Consider the following 26,496-nt stretch of genomic DNA (forward strand, 5'->3'; position numbering starts at 1 on the left):
ATTTTAAAATTAATAATTTATTTTAAGGTTTATTAAAAAATTTCTACCTAAATCGTCTGCATAAAAGCGTGTGCGATTTAAGTAATTACGGTAGGAAGTATTAAAAATATTAGAAACATCAAAACCTACCGTTAATGATGTTTTGTTACTTAATTTAAAGTCTGCACTAGAATTAAAGCTGAGTAAGTGGTAGGCATCAGGAGGAGTGCTAATGTCTACAATTTCTGTGGTTTCAGTTTCGGCAACAAATACCTCAAAGTTATTATCTGGGTATTCATTTTGTCTAAAAACATATTCACTTTCTAGCTTTAAGTATAGGTTATTTAGTTTTTTGTTATTATAAATAATAGCGTTTTTTGTGCTCGCAGCGGGCATGTTTATTAAAGCTTCGTCTAGGGCAGTGTCTTTTCCTTTTACTAAAGAAAATTGATTTTTAAATTGAAAATTATTTGTCAAGTTAAAAGCACTATTAACATCTACACCTAATAACCTTGCATTAGTTTGTCTATATTCCCAAACCTGAAAGTTTCCTCTAATAGTTTGCTGAATTTCTACGGGTTCAATGACAATAAAATCTTTAATAAAATTAACATAAGGATTTATTGAGAAACTAAAATTATTGCTTTCTCGTTGTAATGTTAACGATACTTTGTTTGCAGTTTCAGAATTGAATTGTAAATCTCCATATTCTATTCTTGAAGCAGAATGGTGTAAACCTTCACTAAATAATTCTGAAGGATTAGGTGCTCTAGAAGCTAGAGAGTAATTGAATAATAATTTATAATCGTCTTTAAATTGATAAGTTAATCCTGCTGTAGCAGAAGGATTGTAGAAATTTAATTTCGGATTTGCTAACACTTGATTTCCAAAGTCTCCATCAATTACAATGTCTTGAAAAATAGTATCATAATCTCTACTTTCCCAAAACGAAGTTCTATAAAACTTTAATGCATCTAGATAAGTATAATCAAATCTAGCTCCAATTTCAAAGAGCAGTTGGTTGTTAATTTTCTTATCTAAAACGGCATAAATTCCAGCGTTATATTTATCGTAATCAGGTATTAATCTTCTAACTCCCGTACTAGGATCTGCAAAATTAGTTTGGTATTGTCCTGTTAGACCTAATTTTAATTTTGTAGTACTAGAAATTTTAGAATCCAAATCTAAAAGTAGTGTGTGCGTATTAAGTTTTAAATCTAAAGAAGCTTTGTCTTTGTCATCTCCACGTCTTACGTCAAACTCTAATCTATTATTTTGTTGAAAGCCATACTGAAAATTTAATGTGCCAATGTTCTCAAGCTTTTTAAAAGCTTTAATTCTTGCTAGATGGTGTGTAACATCTTGGTAAGGAGCGTCTAAATTGTATGTAAAATCTTCAATATATAAAGGTTCTTGGCTATTAATAGCTCTAACCTGGTCTTGTGCACCTCCCAAATGTGAAGCTCTTAAAATACCAGTTTTTACTTTATACAACGAGTAATAGGCTTCTATGCCAGAGTTAAATTTATTTACACCACCACGCAAAGAGAAACTATGCTCAAAAACACCTGTATTACTCAGGTTATAATCCGGTGCATTAAAATCTCCAAAGCGTTTGGTAGAACCTTGTACTTTTCCATACCAACCACTTTTAAAACTTTTGGTTAGTTGAGATGTTATAGATCCGCCACGACCATTGGTAGCACCAGTAATAATTGTTTTGCCATATAAACTATCTTTTACAGGTGTTTTAGCATTTTCAGTAATAATTATACCGCCTATAGCATTTCCGCTATACTGTAAAGCACTTGCTCCTTTTATTACAGTAATATTGTCTATTGCATTAATGTCTATATTAGGAGCATGTTCGGATCCCCAATCTTGATCTTCCATTCTTAAACCATCATTCATTACAACAACTCTACTACTGTGTAAACCATTAATTATTGGCTTAACAATTGTGTTTCCTGTATTTAAAGAAGAAACACCAGAAATATTATTTAAAACATCGCCTAGAGATTTAGCACTATTTCTGTCTATATCTTCTTTTGATATTTTATTTTCTAGAGTAGTGTTAGATTTCTTTTCTACACTTTTCCCTTCTAAAATAATTTCATTTAATTCTTCTAAATGATGTTCAAGACGAAAAGTTTTATCAATATCGCCAGAAACAGCTATTGTATAGGTTTTAGAGTCGCAGAATGCATGATACACTTCAATAGTATATGTTCGATTACATAAACCTGAGATGCTAAATTCACCTTGAAAATTAGTTAAAGCTATTTGCTTAGTCTCTAAAACGGTAACTTTAGCATCAATTAAAATTGTGCTATCATGTTGGTCTATTACTTTTCCAGTAATTGTGTTTTCACAATTTTGTGAAATAGCAATTTGACTACTTATAAAAAGTAAACTTATAAAAAATAAACGCATAATTGTAAAGCGTATTATTAGTTAAACGCACAAAAGCATTTAACTAATTTATATGTTAAGATGGTTTTTTTATGAGTGTATCATAAAAAAGAAGATTGGTAAATTACTTTAGAATAAAGTAATTTAAGAGAAAATAATTAATGAAGAAGGAGGGCCTCTTAATGCAATACCAATACTTTCGTAGCTGCTAATATAAAAATATTGATTATCAATTTTTTTATGATTATTTTGAAATATAGGTATAATAACGTCGTTAAAAACGAACGAAAAAGTATTATTTAATTTAAACTTGTAAAATTCACAGTCTACCTCAATTTCGTGAAAATGAGTATCTGATGGATTATTACAAACCTCGTGTTTATGATCCTCAAAAACATGAGCAAACTTTACAGCAGAAGGAAAAAGAACAACAAGCAAAAGGAGTATTGCCGTGCCTTTAAATAATATATGTTGTAATTTTTGCTTCATTTAATCTAAATACCTACCTAAGCCAAAACGGCGTAACATTTTTTTCTCAAATTCCCAGAAAAATTTACCTTGACCAAGTAAGTAACCAATTGTTACTAGTAAAACTTGATAAAAAATAAGCCCAATGATAATATATAAAATCCAATAGACAAAGACATTTAAGTTTTCTTTAGTAATTCCTATAAACTTAATAAAAGGTCTGCCTACCAATAAAGAGGAAGAACCAGTGATTGCAAAAACTATAAATATTCTAATTATTTCCCAGCGTTGTTTAACAACCCATTTGTTTTCTAACTTCTTGAATATTAGCAAAACTAAACGTAAAAGAAAGAAAGCTATTAAAAGTGCAAATGCAATTTGAAATGCTATATGGGATTCCTTTCTAAACAATCCAGCTATTTTAAAGCTAGAATAGAAGAGACCTAACAACCCAATTAAAGGAAATAGTAATTGCCAGTTTTTTGTAATCTCCCAACGTTTTTTAAATTGCTTCATTGCCTTTTTTTAGAAGCTGCAAATATAAATTAATTTTGAGGAACTCTTGTGCCTAAAAGGTTTTGCTTGTATCTATTTTGAAAATAAACAAAATAGTTATACATTTTGTAGTTTACATCGTAGCCATAATTTACACCTTGAGAGTAGTTAATTTGCATTTCGTATAAATTAGTATTGTATTGTCTAGGTTGTAATACGCGTCTGTTCCATTCTTGAACATATCGTATGTTTCTAGTTTCTAAATAGTTTTGTGTATAGAATCCTTTTGGTTTAGCAATAGAAGAGAGGTATGTGCCAAAACCAGGTTCAATAATAATAACATCGTACTCAATATTGTCTCTCGAAATTTTAATAGTATCACCTTTTTTAATTTCAATGTCTTCGTTTTTTGCAGCTGCAGTTTCTTTAGAAGAGTTACAAGCAAAAAGCATAAGTATAACGGAGAATAAAAGGAATACGTTTTTCATCAGTTTAATTTTTATAAAAATACAAATTATATAATTGAGTTAAGTATTTTAAATAAAAAGAGCCAAACCTTAGTTTGACTCTTTTTATTTATTATTTCAGGATTTTTGAAATATTATTTACCAAAAAGACCTCCTAATAGTCCACCAAGACCACCTTTGCTTTTTGCTCCACCAAGTACCATTCCGGCAACATCATCTACAATACTTCCGTCTCCATCTGCATCTAAAATAGACTCTAAGAAACTTTGTTCTTTATCAGCAGAGTTTCCTCCTAATAAACCACCAAGTAAATCTCCAATACCATTAGAAGAGCTTACGTTTTGCTGTTGTGCTTGTTTTCCTAAAACACCCATTAAAATTGGTGCAGCTACTTTTAAAATATTTGCAACAGAACTAGCATCTAAACCAGACTTCTCACCTATAATTTTTTCTACTCCTTCTTTTTTAGCACCTAAAACGTGATTTAAAATCTTATCTCCATCATTTTTAACTTCGTCATCAACACCACCACCAAATAATCCACCAAGATTATCTAATATACTTCCGTTGTGTTTTCCTTGTATTGCACCCATAAGTCCTTCAGCTCCTTCTGGAGTAGCGGCATTACGCTGCATAGCTTTCATTAATACAGGTAGAGCCATTGTAAGTACGCTACTTGTTTTTGATGAGTCGTTTCCTGTTGATCCTGCAACACCACTAATTATTGATTTTCCTAAATCGCTTCCTAATAAATCTAAAATTCCAGACATTTTTTAATATTGTTTAAGTTATTATTGTGTTGAAAAGGTACATAAAAAAAGCCCTAACATAAATATTAAGGCTTTGCATTTTTTTATTTTTTGAAATTAATCGGCTAAAACGTTAGTTTTTACCGTCAAGTAACAGGTTCTTTATTTGTGTTGCTAATTCTACACCTATACGATCTTGTGCTTCATTTGTTGCCGCACCAATGTGAGGTGTTAATGAAATTTTTGGATTCATAAGTACTTGTACAGCTGGAGTTGGTTCATCTTGAAAAGTATCTAAACCAGCAAATGCAATTTTACCACTGTCTAAAGCTTTTACTAATTCGACTTCGTTAACAACACCACCACGAGCAGCATTTATTAATGCAGAACCATCTTTCATCATATCAAACTGTGCTTGACCAATTACGTAGTCTTTTTGTGCAGGTACGTGAAGCGTAACAAAATCCGATTGCTTTAAAACATCGTCTATTGCTTGTGTCTTAATATTAAAGTTTACCGATTGTCCGTCGAAAAAATCTACAGATACATCTGCAGTTTCAATAAATTTATCGGCAGCAATAACTTTCATACCAACACCTAAACCTATTTTAGCAACTTCTTGACCAATACGTCCAAAACCAATAATACCAAGAGTTTTACCTCTTAATTCAACTCCTTTTGCGTAGTTTTTCTTAAGTTTCTTAAATTGAGTATCACCATCTAATGGCATGTTTCTATTAGAGTCGTATAAGTAACGTACACCTGTAAAAAGGTGAGCGAATACTAATTCGGCTACAGATTGAGAAGAAGCAGCAGGTGTGTTAATGACGTGTAATCCTTGTTCGCGTGCATAATCTACATCAATATTATCCATACCAACACCACCGCGTCCAATAATTTTTAAATCTGGACAAGCATCAATAACTTCTTTTCTTACTGTTGTTGCACTACGTACTAAAACAACACTAATCTTGTTTTCGTTAATATAGTTTGCTAATTGTTCTTGTGCTACAGTTGTTGTAGACACTTCGAATCCAGCACTTTCTAAAGCGTCAATTCCACTTTGAGAAATACCATCGTTTGCTAATACTTTCATAGAAATTTATTTTTTCATTTCCGTGAAAACGGAAATCTCTTTAATTAATATTTTATTTAAATAAGTTTGAGTAAGACTGCCGATTAAAGACTGCTCACTACCAACTGTTTTAAGCTTTACTCTCTAATTCACTCATGATCTCTACTAATACTTTTACGCTGTCTAGTGATAAAGCATTGTACATTGATGCTCTATAACCACCAACACTTCTATGACCATTAATACCGTTAATACCGCCTTCTTTACACATAGCATCGAAGGTTTCTTTAAGGTTTTCATTCTCTAACGTAAAAGTAGCATTCATTTTAGAGCGGTCTTCTTTGGCAGCAAATCCTTTAAATAGAGGATTTAAATCTATTTCAGAATACATTACAATTGCTTTCTTTTCGTTTTCTTTTTCTATAGCTTTTATACCACCTAAGTCTTTTAACCATTGCATAGTTAACATAGAAGTATATACTGCAAATACTGGAGGAGTATTAAACATACTGCCTTTATCGATATGTACTTTGTAATCCATCATAGATGGCATTTTACGAGATACTTTACCTAGAATATCTTCTTTAATAACAACTAAAGTTGTTCCTGCAGGTCCCATATTTTTTTGAGCTCCAGCATAAATTAAATCAAATTGAGAAAAGTCTAATGTACGAGAGAAAATATCACTACTCATATCGCAAACTAATGGTATATCTACTTTTGGAAAACTTTTCATTTGTGTTCCAAAAATAGTATTGTTTGAAGTACAGTGAAAGTAGTCGTAATCTGAAGGGACATCGTATCCTTTAGGAATGTAATTATAATTAGCATTTTTAGATGAAGCTACTTCGTAAACATCGTCATAAATTTTAGCTTCTTTAATCGCTTTATCACTCCATGCACCTGTATTTAAATATCCTGCACGTTTTTCTAATAAATTAAGAGCAACCATTAAAAACTGTGTACTTGCTCCACCTTGTAAAAATAAAGCTTTGTACCCTTTACCTTCTAAGCCTAACAGCTCCAAAGCTAAAGCTCTAGCTTTTTCCATTACATCAACAAAAGGTTTACTTCTATGCGATATTTCAATTAAAGATAATCCGTTATCGAAATCTAATAATGCTTCCGAAGCTTTTAAAATTACTTCTTTAGGTAATACGCAAGGTCCTGCGCTAAAATTGTGTCTTTTCATGGTATGCTGAATTTATTTCAGGATGAATTAATTTTTCATTTCTGTTAAAAATGATTTGAATAACAAGAATACAAAGGTGCTAAATATTGAATTGTTTTCTGTTATTAATATGATAATTTATTAGCGATAATTTTAACAAATGTTAATGTTTAATTTTTCGCAAAAGAACAATATTAATACTGCAACATAAGTTAAAAACTGTTTTTAGTACAGTTTTTAACTTAGTAATATTAGTTTTAATGATTTGATATTGAGTATGTTTTGTTCTTAAGCTATACGCCGTTCAAAAAGTTAAACTAAATGTGTTATAAGTTTTGTTAAATATTCCTTTTGAAAGAATGGTCTAATATTTTAATAATTAAATCAAAAGTAAAGTAGTCTTAAAACTGAAAGGTATTAATATAGCTGTTTCTTCTTTCTATAAGTTTAATAAAAAAGTAATAGTATCTACATTATCTGCATAATCCCAAAGTTCCGGTTTTTGAGTATTACCGAATTTAATTTCATTTTCTGTGAAATCCTTAGCTACAATGCATTGTATGTTTTCTGTTTCTTGTTCTAGTGTATCTTGCAATGCTTTAGTGTTTTCATAAAACTCGTAAAATACTGTAGCTATTGGAGAGGAGAAGCTTTTGTCTTCTTTAATCATAAGAAAACCATTTTCAAGCATGTCAAACTCACTCATTATATAAACGGCCTTATTATAATCGTAATTATTAGCATATTTAGATTCGTTTATAATAGGATTCCATTTGTACATAGCTTTAAAAAAAGCGTCGAAATTATAATCTTTTGGTAAGAATAGCTTAGAAACGTTTCTACATCCTAAACCGTAGTACCTAAAGATATCTTCAGATAGATTTTCAAGTTCTTCGTGAGTTTCGTTTCCAGTTAAAACAGCAACTGAATTTCTATTTTTTCTAATTATAGAAGGTTTGTCTTTAAAATAATATTCAAAATAACGAGCTGTATTAGAACTTCCTGTAGCAATAACGGCATCGAAGTTTTCCATCTTAGCTTCTGTAAACTTTATTTTTCCTTTAAAACCAGGCTCTACATGTTCTAGATATTTTGCTAGGAAAGGTAACAAATGCTTATCGTTAGACGATTGTTTTACTAAAACCGAATGTCCTGAAATTAAAACAGAAATAAAATCGTGAAAACCAACCAAAGGAATATTTCCAGCCATAATAATGGCAACATTTTGAGAGGTGTTTTCTGTAAAGTTATAGTATGAAGTCCATTTTGTTAATTGGTTTTTTGTTAACGAGTTAACCCAACCATTAAGAGAAAATATAATATTGGCTTTTGTAAACCATCCATTATTTTCCTGTGCTAATTTTATTTGATGCTTAAAGCCCTCGAAAAACAATTCATTGTGTGGAATGTTATCTTGTTCTTGGAATGTTTCCGAAGAAAATTGACTAATAAATGTTCCTAATTTTGAGAAAGCGTTAATTCTTTGTTCTAAAGTCATTCTGTATTTGGTTATGAATGGTTTTGGCTTTATTTTTGCAATTGCAAATTTACGCAAACTAAATAAAAAAACTACTATGGCAATTATTATAACAGACGAATGTATAAATTGTGGAGCATGCGAGCCAGAATGCCCGAATACTGCAATTTATGAAGGTGCTGACGATTGGAGATATAAAGATGGAACAAGTTTAGACGGTAATATTGTACTTACAGATGGTAAAGCTGTGGATGCAGATGAAGCGCAAGAACCTATTAGTGATGAAATTTATTACATAGTTCCAGATAAATGTACAGAGTGTGTTGGGTTTCATGAAGAGCCACAATGTGCTGCAGTTTGTCCTGTGGATTGTTGTGTGCCTGATGATGATCACGTTGAAACTGAAGAAGTATTGTTAGGAAAGCAGAAGTTTATGCATCCTGATGGATAATAGATTATTAATCTATACTAATAAAAAAAAGCCGAACATTTAAAATGCTCGGCTTTTTTTTATTTTATGTTAATCAATGTCAGTCATTTCAAAAACTAAATATTCCATTATTCTATCTGTTGTAGTGAAATCGAATTCTTGATTTTCAGTATGAAACGAAGAATAAAAAACAGCACCTTGCCCCAATAGGAACGTAAAAGCTAAATCTTTGTTTTCTGTAATAGTTGTAGAAGTAGCATCATTATAATCTACTTCACCATTAATCCATGAGATAGTTGTAGCAGGATCATAAGAATCTACAACTTGCCAAGCGTATAAGAATTCATCAATTTCCACAACATCATTAACAGATATTCCAAAGTTTAACGATAACCAAGCACTTAAATTACCATCTAAAATGGTAGCAGTAGTTGTTAGGGATTGTCCGCTTCGTCTAGGTGTGTAGAAAGATAAATAATTAGTATCGTTGTTTGTTATGGTATTTAATAGGCTAGAAGACCAATCTGTAACATATAAAAAGCCTCCATTATTAACATAATCCATTAAGTTTTGTTCGTATGTAGGATTTTCTGAATGGCTACTGCAATTAATAAATAAAACATCGTAAGAAGCTAAAAGAGTAGGGTCGGACATTAAATCTGTATAAGAGAAGTTTACGTTGGGATCTAATATTGGGTTTTTCATTTGGCTAGAGCTTTTGTTAGCTCCGTGTGCATGCTCTAAGTTGTCTAAAGACGTATTTTTGTTTGTAGTAATACCATCTATTATATCGAATAGAGGTTGTTCAGTAATAGGGTTTACTAAACCAATACCATATAAAACGCTTTCAATATTGTCGAAACTTCCTGTAATTACTCCAATGCTAGGAAGTGTTTCAATTTTATAATTTTCTAAAGTTGTTTCTTCTTCAACCGTAATTTGTTTTTCGGTAGTAAATAATCCTTTAGCTAGATTTAAATTATAATCACCTTTTTCAAGAGATAATTGAAAATTACCTTGAGCATCTGTTGTGGTTTCATATGTAATTATATTATTGTGTAATGCTGTAACTTTTGCATTTACAATAGGATCTAGATTGTTAGGAGCGAGTAATCTTCCAGAAACATTTATGCTTTCAGGAGTTGGGCTTGGTTTTTCGTCTTCAGAACAAGAGAAAACAAATAATAGTAATAATGCTGATAAAATAATTGATTTCATAATGGTTGGTTTTAGTGATATATAAATATAACAACTTTAATGTCAAAATCCCTACCGTTTTTTTATTTCAACTCTCTATTTGTCAGTTTTATACATGTGTTTTTTATTGTTTTTTAATTAAAATTATTAAATAAAAAAATGCTACTCGGCTAGGAGTAGCATTTTTAAATTATGAACTTAGTTTTTAATTAAAACTTGTAGTTTATAGATAAATTAAACATTGTACCTAATTGGCTAAAATGAGAACCATCGTAAGTCATTTGAGAATAACGTTGGTTAAAAGTAATTAAATTAGATTGGTTTCTTGTTGCAGCAGCATCAGCTAATATAGCTGCACCATCTGTATTTTCTGCTTTAAATTCCCATTCTGGTAATACATTAAGAAGGTTGTTTACGTTTAAAGAGATTGTTAATTTTTCTGTAGCATTATAATTAACAGCTAAGTCTGTAACAATTTTAGGAATAAACTCTGTACGTAAATCATTACTTAAACCTTGTTGTTTAAAAGTAGTTTTACCAAAGTAAGTATTGTTTAAAGAGAACCCGAATTTATTAATATCGTAGTTAGCGCCAAGAATCCATTTTGTTTCTGGTCTAGATGTAAAAAATAAAGCTTCTTGAGTAGCATTTACAACAGATTGTCCTGCATTTGCTACTAAAGGAATATCTTTAACCGCTCCATCTCTTTCGTTTTTAATAGTATAGTTTCCAGAAAGGTTAAGATCTAAATCACCTTCTCCTAAAGAAATGTTTTTCTTACTTAAAACAACATCAATTCCAGATGTTCTAGTGTCTATTGCGTTAGAGAAGAAACTTACATCGTTTAAATTGTTGTCTCTTAAAATATCATCTAATGGAGTTGTTCCAATGTTATTTCCATTATCATCAAATGCAGTACCTGTTATTTCAGAACCTAAAACAATACGATCTTCTACACTAATACTATAATAATCTATAGTAAATGTTAGGTTGTCAGCTAACTTTCCTCCAAATCCTATTGTAAAGTTATTTGAAGTTTCAGCATCTAATTCTGGAATACCTAGTAATTTAGCTTGTGTTGAAACATTATTAATTAAACCTCCAACTTGAATACCTGATCCAGGAGTAAAGCTATATTGTGCTTTTTGAGTATAGATTTGGTGAAGCGTTGGCGCTCTAAACCCTGAAGAAATAGATGCTCTAGCTGTTAAATTTTCTGTTAGTTTGTAACGAGAACTAAGTTTGTAAACAAATGTGTTCCCAAAATCTGAATAGTTTTCTGTTCTAACTGTACCACTTAATAAAAAAGCGTCACTTACATCGTAATCTAAAGAGAAATAACCACCAATGTTGTAACGGTTAAATTTTCCAGAGTTTTGAGGTGCATTACCAGAAAATGAATCTGCTCCACCACCATCATAAGATGCTAATTCACCTTCAATAACTTCGAAAGTTTCATTTCTAAACTCAGCACCAAAACCAACACTTATTTTATCAGATAGTATTCTAGAAATATCAATATTTCCTACGTTATGAGTAAATTTTGTTCCACCTGGGTCGAATGATTGCTGACTATTCTCTCTATATAATTCTGTAGGCTCAAATTCACCAGTATCTGGATTGAAACTAGGAGCAAATACATCATTTCTGTTATGAGAATTACTAACAGTATAAGTTTGCGTGTTTCCACCAGTTGTATAACTTAAATCTACATTCCAATCGTCAATTTTTGTTTTTACACCAATAGTACCATTATAATCATTTAATAAACCTTCAAAAGTAGGAGTGTAACCATCGTAACCACCAGCAGTATTTGGGTTGTTACCAGGGAAAAAATCTGCTAAATAAGGATCTGCATCAACAGATCTCCAATATGGCGTTCTATTATTTGCAAAACTATTAACCTTTTTGTAAACATAAGCTGCATTAAAATACAATTCAGTATTATCTGCAACATCAAAACCACCATTAATTAAAAATTTAGAAGATGCATTTTCAGGAGATCCATTTACATTGTCAGCATCAGGATTACGACCTAAATACTCATCTATTTGTGCAGCTCCTGCTGCATTATCTGCAGTAATAGAAGCTTCAGTAGCTCCATTTACATAGTTATCAGGATTAGTTGGATCAACATAAACAAAATCGGCATATTCACCGCCTTCTAATGGTTCTCCATTTGGTCCAAGATTAGATGTTCCTCCATCTACTGTTCCAGGTCTGTTTGCTAAATTAGTTTTAGATAAATCTATAGTATAGTTAATGTAACCTTTATCGTCACCAATAGTAGTACCATTGTTTACAGAGAAACCTATCGTTTCTCCATCGCCTTCAGATGTCATTCCAGTTCTTAAAGTAGCAGAGCCATTATTTACATCGTCTTTTAATATAATATTCATTACACCAGCAATCGCATCAGATCCGTATTGAGCAGAAGCACCGTCACGTAATATTTCAACTCTTTTAATCGCGTCTGTTGGTATTGCAGAAATATCTGCACCAGTTTCTCCACGACCAGGAGAGGTTTGTGTGTACAATAATGCACTTAGGTTTTTACGTTTACCATTAATAAGAATTAATGTTCTACTAGGTCCCATATTTCTAATTTCATAAGGATCTAAAAGTGAAGTTGCATCATTTACAGGTGTTTGTACCGTGTTAAAAGATGGTATTCTGTATTGTAAAGCTTTATCAAAAGAAGCTTGACCCGTAGAGGTAAGTTCTTTAACACCTACGACATCAATTGGTAATGCTGTATCAACACTACTTCTAGGAGCTGTACGCGATCCTACAAGAACGACTTCGTCTAACGCTTCACCATCAACCATTGTAAGGTTGATTACAGACTTGCCATCTACTGCTACTTCTTGTTTGTTGTAGCCAACTGAGCTAAATACTAATGTTGCAGATTCACTAACATTTAAAGAGTAGTTACCGTCAAAATCGGTAGCTGTTCCATTAGATGTTCCTTTTTCCACAACATTAACACCTGGTAGAGCAGATTCATTCGAATCTGATACTGTACCCGAAACTGTCTGTTGTGCAAAAGCAAATGCTGTGCACATAAGGAGGGATAATAAAAAACTTAGTTTTTTCATTTTTTTTATTTTTAATGATTAGTACTGCTAAATTATGTTAAAGAATTCACAAAATGATTAAATTATTAAATAAATGTTAATTTTTTAAGAAAAAAAAATAGTTTTCATTAGAAAAATACTTAAAAAAATGAAAATAATATTGAGTGATTCAAATTGTATTTTAATAATTAAGTATAGTATATTTGCAGCTTTAAAAATTCGTATATATGAAAGCAGGAATTGTAGGCTTACCAAACGTAGGGAAATCAACGTTATTTAATTGTTTATCTAATGCAAAGGCGCAAAGTGCAAACTTTCCATTTTGTACAATAGAGCCTAATATAGGTGTGGTAAATGTACCAGATCCAAGACTTCAAAAATTAGAGGAATTAGTAAACCCTGAACGTGTTTTGCCAGCAACTGTAGAGATTGTTGATATTGCAGGTTTGGTAAAAGGAGCAAGTAAAGGTGAAGGTTTAGGTAACCAATTCTTAGCTAATATTAGAGAAACAGATGCTATTTTACACGTATTACGTTGTTTCGATAACGATAATATTGTGCATGTAGATGGGAAAGTGGATCCTATAAGTGATAAAGAAACTATTGATATCGAATTACAATTAAAAGATTTAGATACAGTAGAGAAGAAGCTTGATAAAGTTAAGCGTGCTGCAAAAACAGGTAATAAAGAAGCACAGAAAGAAGAAGCTGTACTTTTAAAGCTTAAAGGAGGTTTAGAAGCCGGAATTTCTGTTCGTGCTATAGAGTTTACAGAAGATGAAGATAAAGAATTTGTAAAACCCTCTCAGTTAATTACAGACAAGCCAGTATTATATGTTTGTAATGTAGATGAAGGAGCGGCAGTTAATGGAAACGAATATGTAGATAGAGTAAGAGAAGCGGTTAAAGATGAAGGTGCTGAGGTTTTGGTACTAGCCGTTGGAACTGAAGCAGATATTACTGAGTTAGATGATTACGAGGAACGTCAAATGTTTTTATCAGATATTGGTTTAGACGAGCCAGGTTCGGCTAAATTAATTCGTTCAGCATACAAATTATTAAACCTACAAACATATTTTACTGCAGGTGTAAAAGAAGTGCGTGCTTGGACAATTAATATTGGATCAACGGCGCCACAAGCAGCTGGTGTAATTCATACAGATTTCGAAAAAGGTTTTATTCGTGCAGAAGTTATTGGTTATAACGACTATGTAGAGCATGGGAGTGAAGCTAAAGTGAAAGAAGCTGGTAAAATGAAAGTAGAAGGTAAAACTTACGTTGTTAAAGATGGAGATGTAATGCATTTCTTGTTTAATGTGTAACTTACTTTAATGTTAGACTTTATAAAAAAAATAAGCTACAAGCAAGTACTATTTTTTTTGGTAACTATTTTAGTTTTTCAATTTGTATTATTAAAAGACTTACCTTTTTTTTGGGATGGTATCAGTAAATCTGTAAGGGCAAGTTGGATTTATAATTCTAATTTTACTGAATGGATTGTTCCAACGAACATAAATTCTGGGCATCCACCACTATGGATATTGTTATTGGCTGCTTTTTGGACTGTTTTTCAAAAAGCGCTATGGTCTTCAAGGCTTCTATTATTATTAGTTAATATAGGAGCCGTGTGGCAATTAGTTTTACTATGTAAGACTAATTTTGCTAAAGTAATATCTCCATTTTTAGTCTTTTTGGTTTGTTTAGAGCCTACTTTTATAGCTCAAACTACGAGTTTGAATAACGACATGTTATTGTTGTTTTTTACGCTATTAGCCATAAATTCCTTAATAAAAAACAAGCTATTTTTCTTTACGTTTGCTGTTACAGGTTTGCTGTTTACAAACCTTAGAGGAATGTATATTGTGCTTGCCATATTGTTAATTCATTTTGCATATTTAAAATATAAATTAATAGAAGTCAAGAAGTCAATGTACTTCGGTTATTTGGTATCTGTTCTATTGTTTTCTGTTTTTTGCGCACTACAGTATCAAAAATTAGGTTGGTTTATTATTAGCTTAAATGAAGGGTATAATGATCATAGGCAATCTGTTGATTTTAATCAAATAATTATAAATACTATTGTAGTTTTAAAGTGTTTCTTAGAATATGGTAGGTTTATAATATATATAATTTTATTGCCTTTACTTATTAAGTATCTTAAAGAGCGAAAAAACAACAAGAATAAGGAGATTGATAGATTATTATTAGCTTTTTTAATCCTTGTTTTTGTTTTATTAGCAGGTATGATACCGTTTTCTAACCCAATTGGAGACAGGTATTTTATGATTTGTCATATGCTGTCTATTGTGTTGTTAATCAATTTGGTGAATAGATATTTAGCCAATAAAAGAGCAATTATTTATAGTCTAATTGCTGTGTTTTTTATCTCTGGACATTTTTGGGTTTATCCTGCTACAATATCTCAATCTTGGGATAGTTCGTTAGCTTATATAAACTATTATAAAGTAGAATCTAAAATGGAAGATTTTATAACTTCTCATGGTATTGATAAAGCGAAAATTGGAACAAGAATAAGGTTGAATGAACGTTTTTATTCAGAGTTGAAAACAGTAGAAGTTGCTAAGCGATATTCTACTTTCGATATTACTACAAATGAATATATCTTACTTTCGAATATAGAAAACTACACAAAAGACAAAGAGTTAAATCATGTCAGGAATAATTGGAAACTTATTAAAGAGTATTCTCAATTAGGTGTATTTGTTTCTTTGTATAAAAGGCCATAAAATTACCCCAAAAAACAAGTTTTTAAAGCAAAAAAGACTTATTATAAAACATTGTTAATTAATTTATCAATGCAGTGTTTCATTTTTTGCTATGTTGTATTATATTAGCATTCTATCACGAAATTTTACTCAAATCTATGTCTGAAGAAACTAAATATACCGAAGATAATATACGCTCGCTCGACTGGAAAGAACATATCCGTATGCGACCAGGAATGTATATTGGTAAGCTTGGTGATGGTTCTTCGCCAGACGATGGTATTTACATCCTATTAAAAGAGGTGCTCGATAACTCTATAGATGAGTATGTTATGGGTGCTGGTAAAACTATTGAGATTTCGGTTCAAGGTACTAAAGTAATTGTTCGTGATTACGGTCGTGGTATTCCACTTGGTAAGGTTGTAGATGTAGTGTCTAAAATGAACACCGGAGGAAAGTACGATTCTAAAGCCTTTAAAAAATCGGTAGGTTTAAACGGTGTTGGTACGAAAGCGGTAAATGCTTTGTCATCTTATTTTAGAGTAGAATCTTCTCGAGATGGTAAAAGTGCATCTGCAGATTTTGAGCAAGGAAACCTTGTTGATGAAGAGTTTTTAGAAGAAACTAGCAGAAGAAAAGGAACAAAAGTATCTTTCGTTCCAGATGAAATTATCTTTAAAAATTACAAATACCGTCCAGAGTATATTGTAAAAATGCTTAAAAACTATGTGTACCTAAATCCAGGTTTAACAATAGTTTTTAATGGCGAAAAATATTTTAGTGAAAACGGTTTAAAAGATTTATTAGCCGAAAAAATAGCAGAATCAGATTTACTTTATCCAATTATTCATCTTCGTGGTGATGATATTGAAGTTGCAATAACGCATAGTAAAACGCAATATAGCGAAGAGTATAATAGTTTTGTTAACGGACAAAATACTACGCAAGGTGGAACACACTTAACAGCATTTAGAGAAGCTGTTGTAAAAACCATTCGCGATTTTTACGGTAAACAGTACGATGCATCAGATATTAGAAAATCTATTGTATCTGCCATTGCAATTAAAGTAATGGAACCTGTTTTCGAGAGTCAGACAAAAACAAAATTAGGTTCTACAGATATGGGTGGCGAATTGCCAACCGTAAGAACTTATATTAATGATTTCTTAAAAACGTATTTAGATAATTATTTACATAAAAATCCAGATACAGCAGATAAAATTCAACGTAAAATTCTACAAGCAGAACGCGAGCGTAAAGAATTATCAGGTATTAGAAAATTAGCAAAAGACAGAGCTAAAAAAGCAAGTTTACACAATAAAAAATTACGCGATTGTCGTGTGCATTTTGGAGATGCTAAAAACCCTAGAAATTTAGAATCAACTTTATTTATTACAGAGGGAGACTCAGCATCCGGTAGTATTACAAAATCTCGTGATGTAAACACGCAAGCCGTTTTTAGTTTAAAAGGAAAGCCTTTAAATTGTTACGGACTTACAAAGAAAATTGTATATGAAAACGAAGAGTTTAACTTATTGCAAGCGGCTCTTAATATTGAAGAGTCTTTAGAGGATTTAAGATATAATAATGTAGTAATAGCAACCGATGCCGATGTAGATGGTATGCACATTCGCTTGTTATTAATTACATTTTTTCTTCAGTTTTTTCCTGAGGTTATAAAAGAAGGACACCTTTATATTTTACAAACTCCTTTGTTTAGGGTTAGAAATAAAAAGGAAACAATTTATTGTTATTCTGAAGATGAAAGGCGTGATGCAATCGATAAATTAAAGCCAAAGCCAGAAATTACCCGATTTAAGGGACTTGGAGAGATTTCACCAGACGAGTTTGTGCATTTTATTGGTGAGGATATTAGATTGGATCCAGTGATGTTAGACGATAATATGTCTATTGAAGAACTATTATCTTTCTATATGGGTAAAAATACACCAACAAGGCAAGAGTTTATTATCGATAATCTTAAGGTTGAGTTAGATGTAATTGAAGAATCTTAAAGTAGATAAAAGATGAGAATATTTAAAATAGTAGGTTGGCTTGCGCTAATATGTTATTGGATTTATAAAATTTATACAAACGATTTACAAGTAAAGAGCAATACAATGTACTATGCAGCAGCATTAATCTCAGTTGGAGGTTTAGCTAAAAGTATTTACGATTACAAAAGTGCTTTAAAAGATAAATAATTGTTTGTTATTCTAGTGAAAACTAGAATTCATAAAAAAGAATATATTTCTGCTAATACAGGAATAATAGAAATATGACAGAAGACCAAAACGACGATTTAGAAAACATAACTAACGAAAATTTAGAAAGCCAAGAGCCAAAAGAAACCATTACCAGAATTACTGGAATGTATAAAGAGTGGTTTCTGGATTATGCTTCGTATGTTATCTTAGAACGTGCAGTACCAGCTATAGAAGATGGTTTTAAACCTGTGCAGCGTCGTATCATGCATTCTATGAAGGATTTAGATGATGGGCGTTACAATAAAGTAGCAAATATTGTCGGTCACACCATGCAGTATCATCCACATGGTGATGCAAGTATTGCAGATGCTATGGTTCAAATTGGTCAGAAAGATTTATTAATAGATACTCAAGGAAACTGGGGAAATATATTAACAGGAGATAGAGCAGCAGCTTCTCGTTATATCGAAGCACGAATTTCTAAATTTGGTTTAGATGTTGTTTTTAATCCTAAAATTACCGATTGGCAACAGAGTTACGATGGTAGACGTAAGGAACCAATAAATTTACCAGTAATGTTTCCATTATTGTTAGCGCAAGGTGGTGAAGGAATTGCGGTAGGTTTATCTACAAAAATATTACCTCACAATTTTATAGAGTTAATAGATGCTTCAATAAAGCATTTACAAGGAAAACGTTTTACTATTCTTCCAGATTTTCCAACTGCGGGAATCGCAGATTTTTCAAACTATAACGATGGTTTAAGAGGAGGAAAGGTACGTGTTCGTGCTAAAATTTCTCAAATAGACAAAAACACATTGGCTATTACCGAGATTCCTTTTGGTACAACAACATCGTCACTTATCGATTCGGTTTTAAAAGCGAACGATAAGGGAAAGATTAAGATTAAAAAAATTGAAGACAATACAGCTGCCGAAGTTGAAATATTAATTCATTTACCATCTGGATTATCACCAGATAAAACTATAGATGCATTATTTGCATTTACAAGTTGCGAAAGTTCAATTTCACCATTAGGTTGTGTAATTGAAGATAACAAGCCATTATTTGTAGGTGTAACAGAAATGCTTCGTAGGAGTACAGATAATACTGTTCAGCTTTTAAAACAAGAACTAGAAATAAAACTTGGAGAGTTTGAAGAACAATGGCACTTTGCGAGTTTAGAACGTATTTTTATAGAGAATAGAATCTATCGCGATATTGAAGAAGAGGAAACTTGGGATGGTGTAATTACTGCTATCGATAAAGGACTTCAACCACATATAAAACATTTAAAACGCGCTATAACCGTAGAGGATATTACTCGTTTAACTGAAATACGAATTAAACGTATCTCGAAATTTGATATAGATAAAGCGCAACAAAAAATTGATGCTTTAGAAGATCAAATAGCAGAAGTAAAACATCATTTAGCAAATTTAATCGATTATGCAATTGCATACTTTACAAGATTAAAAAAGGAATATGGAGAAGGTAGAGAGCGTAAAACTGAAATAAGAACTTTTGGAGATGTAGATGCTACTAAAGTAATTATTAGAAACACTAAACTTTATGTAAATAGAGAAGAAGGTTTTGTTGGTACTTCTTTACGTCGCGACGAGTATATTGGTGATTGTAGTGATATTGACGATATTATAGCATTTACTGGAGACGGAAAAATGATGGTAACTAAAGTAGATTCTAAAACCTTTATTGGTAAAGATATTATACACGTTGCTGTTTTTAAGAAAAAAGATAAGCGTACTATTTATAATATGATTTATCGTGATGGTAGTAAAGGTGCATCATACATAAAACGTTTTGCAGTAACTTCTATTACTAGAGATAAAGAATACGACTTAACCAACGGAACAAAAAGCTCTAAACTTTGGTATTTTTCTGCAAATCCAAATGGAGAAGCAGAGGTAATAAGTGTACTTTTAAGACAGGTTGGTAGTGTTAAAAAATTAAAATGGGATATCGATTTTGCCGATATTTTAATAAAAGGTCGCGCATCTAAAGGTAACGTAGTTACTAAGTATCCTATAAAAAAAATAGAATTAAAAGAGAAAGGTGTCTCTACACTTAAGCCACGTAAAATATGGTTCGACGAAACTGTTCAACGTTTAAATGTTGACGGTAGAGGTGAGCTTGTTGGTGAGTTTAGAGGTGAAGATAAATTGTTAATCATCAATCAAAAAGGAATTGTAAAAACAGTAACACCAGAGGTTACGCTTCATTTTGATGACGACATGATAGTCATGGAAAAATGGATTCCTAAAAAACCAATTTCTGCTGTTTACTTTGATGGTGAAAAAGAAAAGCACTACGTTAAACGTTTTGTTATCGAGAACGAAAGTCGTGAAGAAAGCTTTATTACTGAGCATGAGAAATCTCAATTAGAAATTGTTTCTACAGATTGGAAACCTATGGCTGAGATTGTTTTTGTTAAAGAAAGAGGTAAAGACAGAAGAGAGAATGAAGAAATAAATATAGAAGAATTTATTTCTGTAAAAGGTATTACGGCTCTTGGAAACCAGTTGACTAAGCATAAGATTAACCAGGTGAACTTGTTAGAGCCTTTGCCTTATGATGAGCCTGAGGAAGTTTCTGTAGAGGTTATTGATGTTGTAGATGAGGTCGTGGTAGAGAATACTTTATCTATAGATGTTCCTGTTGTAGAAGTTGAGAAACCTGCTAAAGAATTTGTTAGTAAGGAGGAGAAGGCGAAAAAGGCATTAGAAAGAGCAATACAAAAGAAAAAAGAAAACCTTGAAGATGGAAAGGATCAAACGTCATTGTTTTAAGTAGAATTAACTTAATTTTTTGATTCTTTAGTTTTGTGATAATTATTTTTAAATAATTATTAAAACACTTAATCTGAGACTTTTAAAAAACATACTTTTATTTCAGAAGAAAATATTTTTTACTTCTTATATAATTTCAATCCCGATTGCTCTTTTGGGAAATACTGCGGCTGTTGGTGTTTCTGTTATGTTAGTTATGTTGCTACTTCATTATTTTATATATGAAGTCAAAAATCAACACGAATATTTTTACTATTATAATTTAGGGTTTACAAAACTACAAATGTGGTTATCAACTTTTATTATAGGAATAATTAACGTTATAATATTTGTGTTAATATGAGTAGTCTTTTTGTAGATAGTATTACCAAATCTTATAATAATAGAGTTGTTTTATCTGATGTGTTTTTGTCTTGTAAAATTGGAGAGGTAAAAGCATTAATTGGCAGAAATGGTAGTGGAAAATCGACACTACTTAAAATTATTTTTGGTGTAGAAAGTGCAGAAAATAGATTTGTAAAGATTGATAGTCGGTTAATTAAGAACACATCAGATTGTAAAGGTTTAATAAGCTATTTGCCACAAAAGCATTTTTTGCCTAATGGAGTAAATATCTCAAAAATTATTAATTTGTTTCTTGATAAAAAGTATAGAGAAAAACTGTTATCAAACAAATTTATAATTCCATTACTTAATAGAACTAGTCAAGAGCTTTCTGGAGGAGAAAGGAGAATTGTTGAAATCCTATTATTAATTCATTCAAATTCTAGATTTATATTATTAGATGAACCTTTTAATGGAGTAAGTCCAATATTAAAAGAATATATATCAGAGAGTATTTTGGAAGCGAAAAAAGAGAAAGGTATTATAATAACAGATCATGATTACGAAAATGTGCTAAAATTAGCAGATACTATTTCGTTTTTAAAAGATGGTTATTTAAGGACTATTAAAGAAAAATCTCAATTAATTGAATTAGGTTATTTTGTGAGGGTAGACTAAAATGTATCTACTCATTAAATTCAAAGTAATCAAATAAGGCAGTGTGTTCTTATTTTTTAGTCTTACTCGTTTTTTTATTTAAAAATTCTACAAACAGAGAAAATGTAATCGCAAAATATAAATAACCCTTAGGGATTGCGCCAACGCTATTACCAAAAAACTCAGTGTGAGATAGGTGGGCTGCTTCTGTAAGAAGCATAAAGCCAATTAGTATTAAAAACGATAATCCTAATATTTGAATACTTGGGTTTTCGTCTATAAAACGTCTTATTTTGTTTGCAAAGCCAATCATTATAGCAATCGAAATTACAACTGCAATTATCATTAGTATTAAATTATGGTCTTGATTGTCTGATAGTCCATTGGTCATCCCTACAGCAGTTAAAATAGAATCGATAGAGAAAATAAAATCGATAATTAATATTTGCACAATAGCTTGTTGAAAAGACTTTATCACTTTCCCTTTAGCTTCGTCTTCATCATGTTTTGGAGTTTCTACTTTTTCTCTAATTTCTGAAGTAGACTTATAAATTAAAAATAGTCCACCACAAAACAATATTAATGCTTGCCAGCTTATTTCAAGATGAAGCCAACTTGTTTCTATAATTTTAAAAGGCTCGGAAAGGCCAACTAAAAATGATACAAAAAATAATAAAATAATACGTTGTACCATTGCAAGCAATAAACCAATGTTGGTTACTTTTCCACGTTGCTCTTCTGGAAGTTTATTTGCTGCAATAGAGATAAACACAATATTATCTATTCCAAGAATTATTTCAAGGAAGGTTAGTGTTAGTAGAGCGAAAATAGCGTCAGAGGTTAGTAGAAAGTCTAGCATAATTATTTTATGGCTTTTAATTAATTAATTCAGCTTTAGTTACGGTGCCTTTTTGTTTTTCAGATTTCCCAACATAAGAATATTCAAAAGTATAGCCCGAATCTGTTGTGCTTAAAATTTTTAAATGAATATCATTTTTGTCGGCCATGCGTTTTGGGTTGATGGTTTTAAATACCACTTCGCAATCATTAATCCATCTCACTTCAGAAGAATCTATTTTATTATCATAAGTTTCTATTTGAAGATTTTCAGACCTTAATATATGTCCAACTTTTTCAACACCATTATCGTTGTATTTAAATTCAAAATAACCCGTTTTATAATCTGTACAATTTCGTTCTGGCTGCTGGCAACTAATAATAAGAATAAGAGAGAATAGGAAGAATATATTTTTCATTTTTTAAAATTTGCTTTAAAACAAAATTACAAAATGAAAAACTTAAAAAAGGGCTTTTTTGTTATTCTCTTAGAATCACGTATTTTAAAATTTTAAGTGACTTGTGCTTAATTTTCAAAATTTGAAAAACTACCATCTTTATAAAAAATGACAATGCGATCAATTTCCTTTTTAGAATTTGAAACAATTTGTTTTACCTCCAAATTTTCGGTTGGTCTTTTTTCTGTTTCAGTTTTATTTTCAGTTTCTGCTTTCGAAAATAAATCCTGAGTTTCAACTTTTGGTTTCACTTCAACTTTATGTTCAGAATCTTTTTCAGATGGAAATTTTCCTTTTCCATTCATCAACCAATATAATTCTACTTCCGGAAAAGAGGAGAGTACTTTTAATACAAATTCTAAACTTGGCTTATTTCTACCAGAAAGAATGTGCGAAATGCTAGAGCGTTGCACACCTATTTTTTCGGCAAAAGAAGAGGCACTTTCGCCGTAGTAATCTATTACTTTTTTAAGTCTTTTAGTAAATTCTTCGTTGTTTATCATTGTTATACAAATGTAAACAATCTAAAAGAAATAGAGTGTTTACATTTGTATATTTAACAGTATTATTATTAGTAGAGTTAGTCTAATACGCTTAAATATATTAAACAAACACTTTATAATAAATACTTTAAACACCTGAAAATAAGTATTTTGGTTTTGATTTTAGTAATTAGGTGTTATTTGTATTTTGGGTTAAGGGTTTCCTGTATTATTAATATTGTTTTTGGTTACATGTGTAAATTACATTTGTAACAATAAGTGTTTACAAATGTAAAATAGATAATGTTTACATTTGTAACATAAATAAAAACCTATATGGAACAGAAAGCTTTAAAGACTATATTTAATACTTGTAAAGAGACGTCTCTTAGTGGACGATATATTAATGCAGAACATATTAAACCACTTTTAATTAAGCACTCAAATAATTTTAAAATTGAAATTATTGGGCAGTCTGTTTTAAAAGAAGACATACACTCTATTAAAATTGGATCTGGAAATAAAAAGATATTAATGTGGTCTCAAATGCATGGAAACGAATCGACAACTACTAAGGCTGTTTTCGATTTGTTAAACTTTCTTGCAGATGATAATGCTGCAAAATCCATCTTAAAAGACTGTAAAATACTTATTATTCCTATTTTAAATCCGGATGGAGCAAAGGCGTATACGCGTTTAAACGCTAATGGAGTAGATTTAAATCGCGATGCACAAAACTTGTCTCAGCCCGAAAGCAATGTATTAAGATCTCTTTATAATGGCTTTAAGCCGCATTATTGCTTTAATTTGCACGGCCAACGTACTATATTTAGTGCAGGTAATGTGGATAAAAGTGCAAGTTTGTCGTTTCTGTCTCCAGCTCAAGACGAAAAATGTAGTATTACAGACAATAGAAAGGTTGCTATGTCTATAATATCTAATATTAATAATATGTTACAGACCGAAATCCCTAATCAGGTTGGTGTTTATGATGATGCTTTTAATATAAACTGTGTTGGTGATGCTTTTCAAACTTTAAACACGCCTACGGTATTGTTTGAGGCTGGGCATTATGCAGACGATTATCAAAGAGAAGAGGTGAGGCGCTTGGTGTTTCAGTCTTATTTGGCTGCATTAAACGTTATAGTTGAGGGTAGGGTTGATTTAAAAGAATTTGAGGATTATTTAAAAATCCCTGAAAATGGAAAGCTCTATTTTGATGTGATTATTAGAAATGCTTTGTATGAAAATGAAATCGTAAATATTGCTGTGCAGTATCAGGAGAAATTAATTGATAATAAAGTGCGTTTTATTCCAAAAACTGAAAAAATTATAAATGATGATGCTTTTTTTGCTCACAACTATTTGGATGCTAGTGGTAACGCGGTTTATGGAGGTGATGGAGAATCTTTGACTTTAGGGAGCGAAAACGATTTCGTAATAATAAATAATGCAAAATTTTCATTAAAATTTGATTAATCTGTATTTTTAGTATGGATAATTTAGTAAAAATGTATTATTTTTGATTTTTATTTAAGAAAATTAACAAAATGGCTAAATTTAAACTAGACGAAATAGATCACCAAATTCTTGACATGCTGATCGATAATACAAGAGTACCTTTTACAGATATTGCAAAGAAGTTATTAATATCTGCAGGAACAGTACATGTAAGAGTGAAGAAAATGGAAGATGCTGGGATTATTAAAGGCTCTTCATTAACATTGGATTATAAAAAATTAGGGTATTCATTTATCGCTTATGTAGGTGTGTTTCTTAAAAACACATCGCAAACAACTTTTGTTTTAGAGCGCATTAATGATATTCCTTTTGTTACTGTAGCTCACGTTACTACAGGTAAATTTAATGTTTTCTGTAAAATTAGAGCAAAAAACACCGAGCATGCTAAGGATGTAATCTTTATGCTTGATGCTATTGAAGGTGTTTACAGAACAGAAACTATGATATCTTTAGAAGAAAGTATAAACGATAAAAAGCGTTTAATGCACGATATTTTCAATTCTTTATAAGACTATTTAAGTGTGATAATTTAGAGTCCTTTAGCTATCTTGCTAAAGGACTTTTTTATGAATAAAAATTAAGAAAAATGAAAGCAACAGATTTAAATAAAAACGAGTATTTACCGTATTTTCAGCCGTATATTAATAAAATTGGAGATTTAATACTTTTAGAAGGTTTGGTAGATGGTTTGGAGAAAACAATTACTTTCTTGAAGTCTATTCCAGAAGATAAGTTGGAATATCGTTACGAGGCTAACAAGTGGACTATTAAAGAGATAGTGTGTCATCTTATAGATTCGGAACGTATTTTTGCATACAGAGCTTTGCGCTTTGCTAGAAAGGATAAAACGCCTGTTGCAGGTTTTGAGCAGGATGATTATATTTTGGCTAGTGAGGCTAATAAAAGAAGTATGGAAGATCTTTTGGAGGAATTTACGCTGGTAAAGCAGGCTTCTATTGCGCTTTATAAAACTTTTGGTACAGATAGTGAGGTTTTAAAAAGAACAGGTGTTGCAGGTGGTGGAGAGGTTTCTGTTCGTGCTTTAGGATTTTTAATTGCTGGACACGAAAAACATCATTGCGATATAATTAGAGAGCGTTACCTATAAAAGTAATTACTCCTCTTCGTCGTTATTGAAGGACTCATTAATTATAATGTGTCCTTCATTGTTTAAAACTAAATCATCTGTGTCGTCAAAATTCGCCATGGTATAGTGAAGTTTGCTACTTATTTTTACGAGATAAATTATTTCATCGGTTCTAACTTCTACGGCTTCTATAGTTTTGTTTTTGTGGTTATCGAAAACAAGAATGTCGTCATCTCCATATCCATCAGGATACTTTTGAGTAAGTAGTGTTAGTACTTCTGGTGTTAGTTTTTTGTAATCTACAATAACTCTGCGCATAACATTAAAGGTTTAGGTTAGAGGTTTTATTTGGCTTAAAACTTGTATCTTAGTTATAAAAATACGAATTTTTAT

The 26,496-nt window shown here is 31.1% G+C and carries 24 protein-coding genes; 10 read left to right on the plus strand and 14 right to left on the minus strand.

The features are described from left to right. Positions 1-9: 9 nt before the first annotated feature. The 8 genes from Q0935_RS00630 to Q0935_RS00665 all read right to left on the minus strand — a co-directional run bounded on the left by Q0935_RS00630 (position 10) and on the right by Q0935_RS00665 (position 8,314). Positions 10-2,412: a TonB-dependent receptor gene (locus Q0935_RS00630; protein WP_299381476.1), complete on the minus strand. Its 2,403-nt coding sequence runs from the start codon at positions 2,410-2,412 to the stop codon at positions 10-12. A 123-nt stretch (positions 2,413-2,535) separates the two neighbouring features. Next, positions 2,536-2,880, minus strand: a complete 345-nt coding sequence (locus tag Q0935_RS00635; RefSeq protein WP_299248272.1) for a hypothetical protein — start codon at positions 2,878-2,880, stop codon at positions 2,536-2,538. Next, entirely contained in the window at positions 2,881-3,375 is a 495-nt protein-coding gene (locus Q0935_RS00640; protein WP_299248267.1) for a DUF6787 family protein, read from the minus strand. A 29-nt stretch (positions 3,376-3,404) separates the two neighbouring features. Continuing rightward, positions 3,405-3,842 (minus strand): DUF6146 family protein, encoded by a 438-nt coding sequence (locus Q0935_RS00645; RefSeq protein ID WP_299381478.1) that lies wholly within the window; start codon positions 3,840-3,842, stop codon positions 3,405-3,407. Between the two features lie 113 nt (positions 3,843-3,955). Next, positions 3,956-4,591, minus strand: coding sequence for a DUF937 domain-containing protein (locus Q0935_RS00650; RefSeq protein ID WP_299248260.1), 636 nt, complete (start codon positions 4,589-4,591; stop codon positions 3,956-3,958). Positions 4,592-4,703: 112 nt separating this feature from the next. Further along, positions 4,704-5,666: a D-2-hydroxyacid dehydrogenase gene (locus Q0935_RS00655; protein WP_299381481.1), complete on the minus strand. Its 963-nt coding sequence runs from the start codon at positions 5,664-5,666 to the stop codon at positions 4,704-4,706. Between the two features lie 109 nt (positions 5,667-5,775). After that, on the minus strand, positions 5,776-6,837 hold the full coding sequence (gene serC / locus Q0935_RS00660; protein WP_299248255.1) for a 3-phosphoserine/phosphohydroxythreonine transaminase: 1,062 nt from the start codon (positions 6,835-6,837) through the stop codon (positions 5,776-5,778). 418 nt (positions 6,838-7,255) lie between these two features. Further along, entirely contained in the window at positions 7,256-8,314 is a 1,059-nt protein-coding gene (locus Q0935_RS00665; RefSeq protein ID WP_299381483.1) for an acyl-CoA reductase, read from the minus strand. A gap of 76 nt (positions 8,315-8,390) precedes the next feature. Between Q0935_RS00665 and Q0935_RS00670 the strand changes: the two genes are divergently transcribed. Continuing rightward, positions 8,391-8,744, plus strand: coding sequence for a 4Fe-4S dicluster domain-containing protein (locus Q0935_RS00670; protein WP_299248210.1), 354 nt, complete (start codon positions 8,391-8,393; stop codon positions 8,742-8,744). A gap of 69 nt (positions 8,745-8,813) precedes the next feature. Here Q0935_RS00670 and Q0935_RS00675 read toward each other — a convergent pair whose 3' ends face one another. After that, complete coding sequence (locus Q0935_RS00675; RefSeq protein ID WP_299381486.1) at positions 8,814-9,941, minus strand: carboxypeptidase-like regulatory domain-containing protein; 1,128 nt, start codon at positions 9,939-9,941, stop codon at positions 8,814-8,816. A 188-nt stretch (positions 9,942-10,129) separates the two neighbouring features. After that, complete coding sequence (locus tag Q0935_RS00680) at positions 10,130-13,018, minus strand: TonB-dependent receptor (RefSeq protein ID WP_299381489.1); 2,889 nt, start codon at positions 13,016-13,018, stop codon at positions 10,130-10,132. Positions 13,019-13,224: 206 nt separating this feature from the next. On the opposite strand from Q0935_RS00680, the gene ychF reads away from it, so the two are divergent. The 6 genes from ychF to Q0935_RS00710 all read left to right on the plus strand — a co-directional run bounded on the left by ychF (position 13,225) and on the right by Q0935_RS00710 (position 21,739). Further along, complete coding sequence (gene ychF, locus Q0935_RS00685; RefSeq protein ID WP_299381492.1) at positions 13,225-14,319, plus strand: redox-regulated ATPase YchF; 1,095 nt, start codon at positions 13,225-13,227, stop codon at positions 14,317-14,319. Positions 14,320-14,328: 9 nt separating this feature from the next. After that, a complete protein-coding gene (locus Q0935_RS00690) occupies positions 14,329-15,744 on the plus strand; it encodes a hypothetical protein (RefSeq protein WP_299381494.1) in 1,416 nt (471 codons plus the stop codon). Between the two features lie 137 nt (positions 15,745-15,881). After that, on the plus strand, positions 15,882-17,738 hold the full coding sequence (locus Q0935_RS00695; RefSeq protein ID WP_299248194.1) for a DNA topoisomerase IV subunit B: 1,857 nt from the start codon (positions 15,882-15,884) through the stop codon (positions 17,736-17,738). A 12-nt stretch (positions 17,739-17,750) separates the two neighbouring features. Further along, positions 17,751-17,927, plus strand: a complete 177-nt coding sequence (locus tag Q0935_RS00700) for a hypothetical protein (RefSeq protein WP_299248188.1) — start codon at positions 17,751-17,753, stop codon at positions 17,925-17,927. A 74-nt stretch (positions 17,928-18,001) separates the two neighbouring features. Then, complete coding sequence (locus tag Q0935_RS00705; protein ID WP_299381497.1) at positions 18,002-20,737, plus strand: DNA gyrase/topoisomerase IV subunit A; 2,736 nt, start codon at positions 18,002-18,004, stop codon at positions 20,735-20,737. Between the two features lie 339 nt (positions 20,738-21,076). Next, positions 21,077-21,739 (plus strand): ATP-binding cassette domain-containing protein, encoded by a 663-nt coding sequence (locus Q0935_RS00710; RefSeq protein WP_299381499.1) that lies wholly within the window; start codon positions 21,077-21,079, stop codon positions 21,737-21,739. Between the two features lie 49 nt (positions 21,740-21,788). Here the strand turns inward: Q0935_RS00710 and Q0935_RS00715 are convergent, their stop codons facing one another. The 3 genes from Q0935_RS00715 to Q0935_RS00725 all read right to left on the minus strand — a co-directional run bounded on the left by Q0935_RS00715 (position 21,789) and on the right by Q0935_RS00725 (position 23,516). Further along, positions 21,789-22,577, minus strand: a complete 789-nt coding sequence (locus Q0935_RS00715; protein WP_299248179.1) for a TerC family protein — start codon at positions 22,575-22,577, stop codon at positions 21,789-21,791. A 16-nt stretch (positions 22,578-22,593) separates the two neighbouring features. Beyond that, on the minus strand, positions 22,594-22,974 hold the full coding sequence (locus Q0935_RS00720; protein ID WP_299248176.1) for a DNA topoisomerase IV: 381 nt from the start codon (positions 22,972-22,974) through the stop codon (positions 22,594-22,596). Positions 22,975-23,081: 107 nt separating this feature from the next. After that, a complete protein-coding gene (locus Q0935_RS00725; RefSeq protein WP_299248173.1) occupies positions 23,082-23,516 on the minus strand; it encodes a helix-turn-helix transcriptional regulator in 435 nt (144 codons plus the stop codon). A gap of 315 nt (positions 23,517-23,831) precedes the next feature. Between Q0935_RS00725 and Q0935_RS00730 the strand changes: the two genes are divergently transcribed. The 3 genes from Q0935_RS00730 (at position 23,832) to Q0935_RS00740 (ending at position 26,124) form a co-directional block, all read left to right on the plus strand. Then, positions 23,832-24,974 (plus strand): DUF2817 domain-containing protein, encoded by a 1,143-nt coding sequence (locus tag Q0935_RS00730; protein WP_299381502.1) that lies wholly within the window; start codon positions 23,832-23,834, stop codon positions 24,972-24,974. 71 nt (positions 24,975-25,045) lie between these two features. Further along, complete coding sequence (locus Q0935_RS00735) at positions 25,046-25,525, plus strand: winged helix-turn-helix transcriptional regulator (protein ID WP_055437288.1); 480 nt, start codon at positions 25,046-25,048, stop codon at positions 25,523-25,525. 77 nt (positions 25,526-25,602) lie between these two features. Beyond that, entirely contained in the window at positions 25,603-26,124 is a 522-nt protein-coding gene (locus Q0935_RS00740) for a DinB family protein (protein ID WP_299381504.1), read from the plus strand. Positions 26,125-26,130: 6 nt separating this feature from the next. On the opposite strand, the gene Q0935_RS00745 is transcribed toward Q0935_RS00740, so the two are convergent. Then, positions 26,131-26,421, minus strand: a complete 291-nt coding sequence (locus Q0935_RS00745) for a hypothetical protein (protein ID WP_299381507.1) — start codon at positions 26,419-26,421, stop codon at positions 26,131-26,133. Positions 26,422-26,496 lie beyond the last annotated feature (75 nt).

Origin of the sequence: uncultured Lacinutrix sp., assembly GCF_947500605.1 — a bacterium.
Classification (GTDB): domain Bacteria; phylum Bacteroidota; class Bacteroidia; order Flavobacteriales; family Flavobacteriaceae; genus Lacinutrix.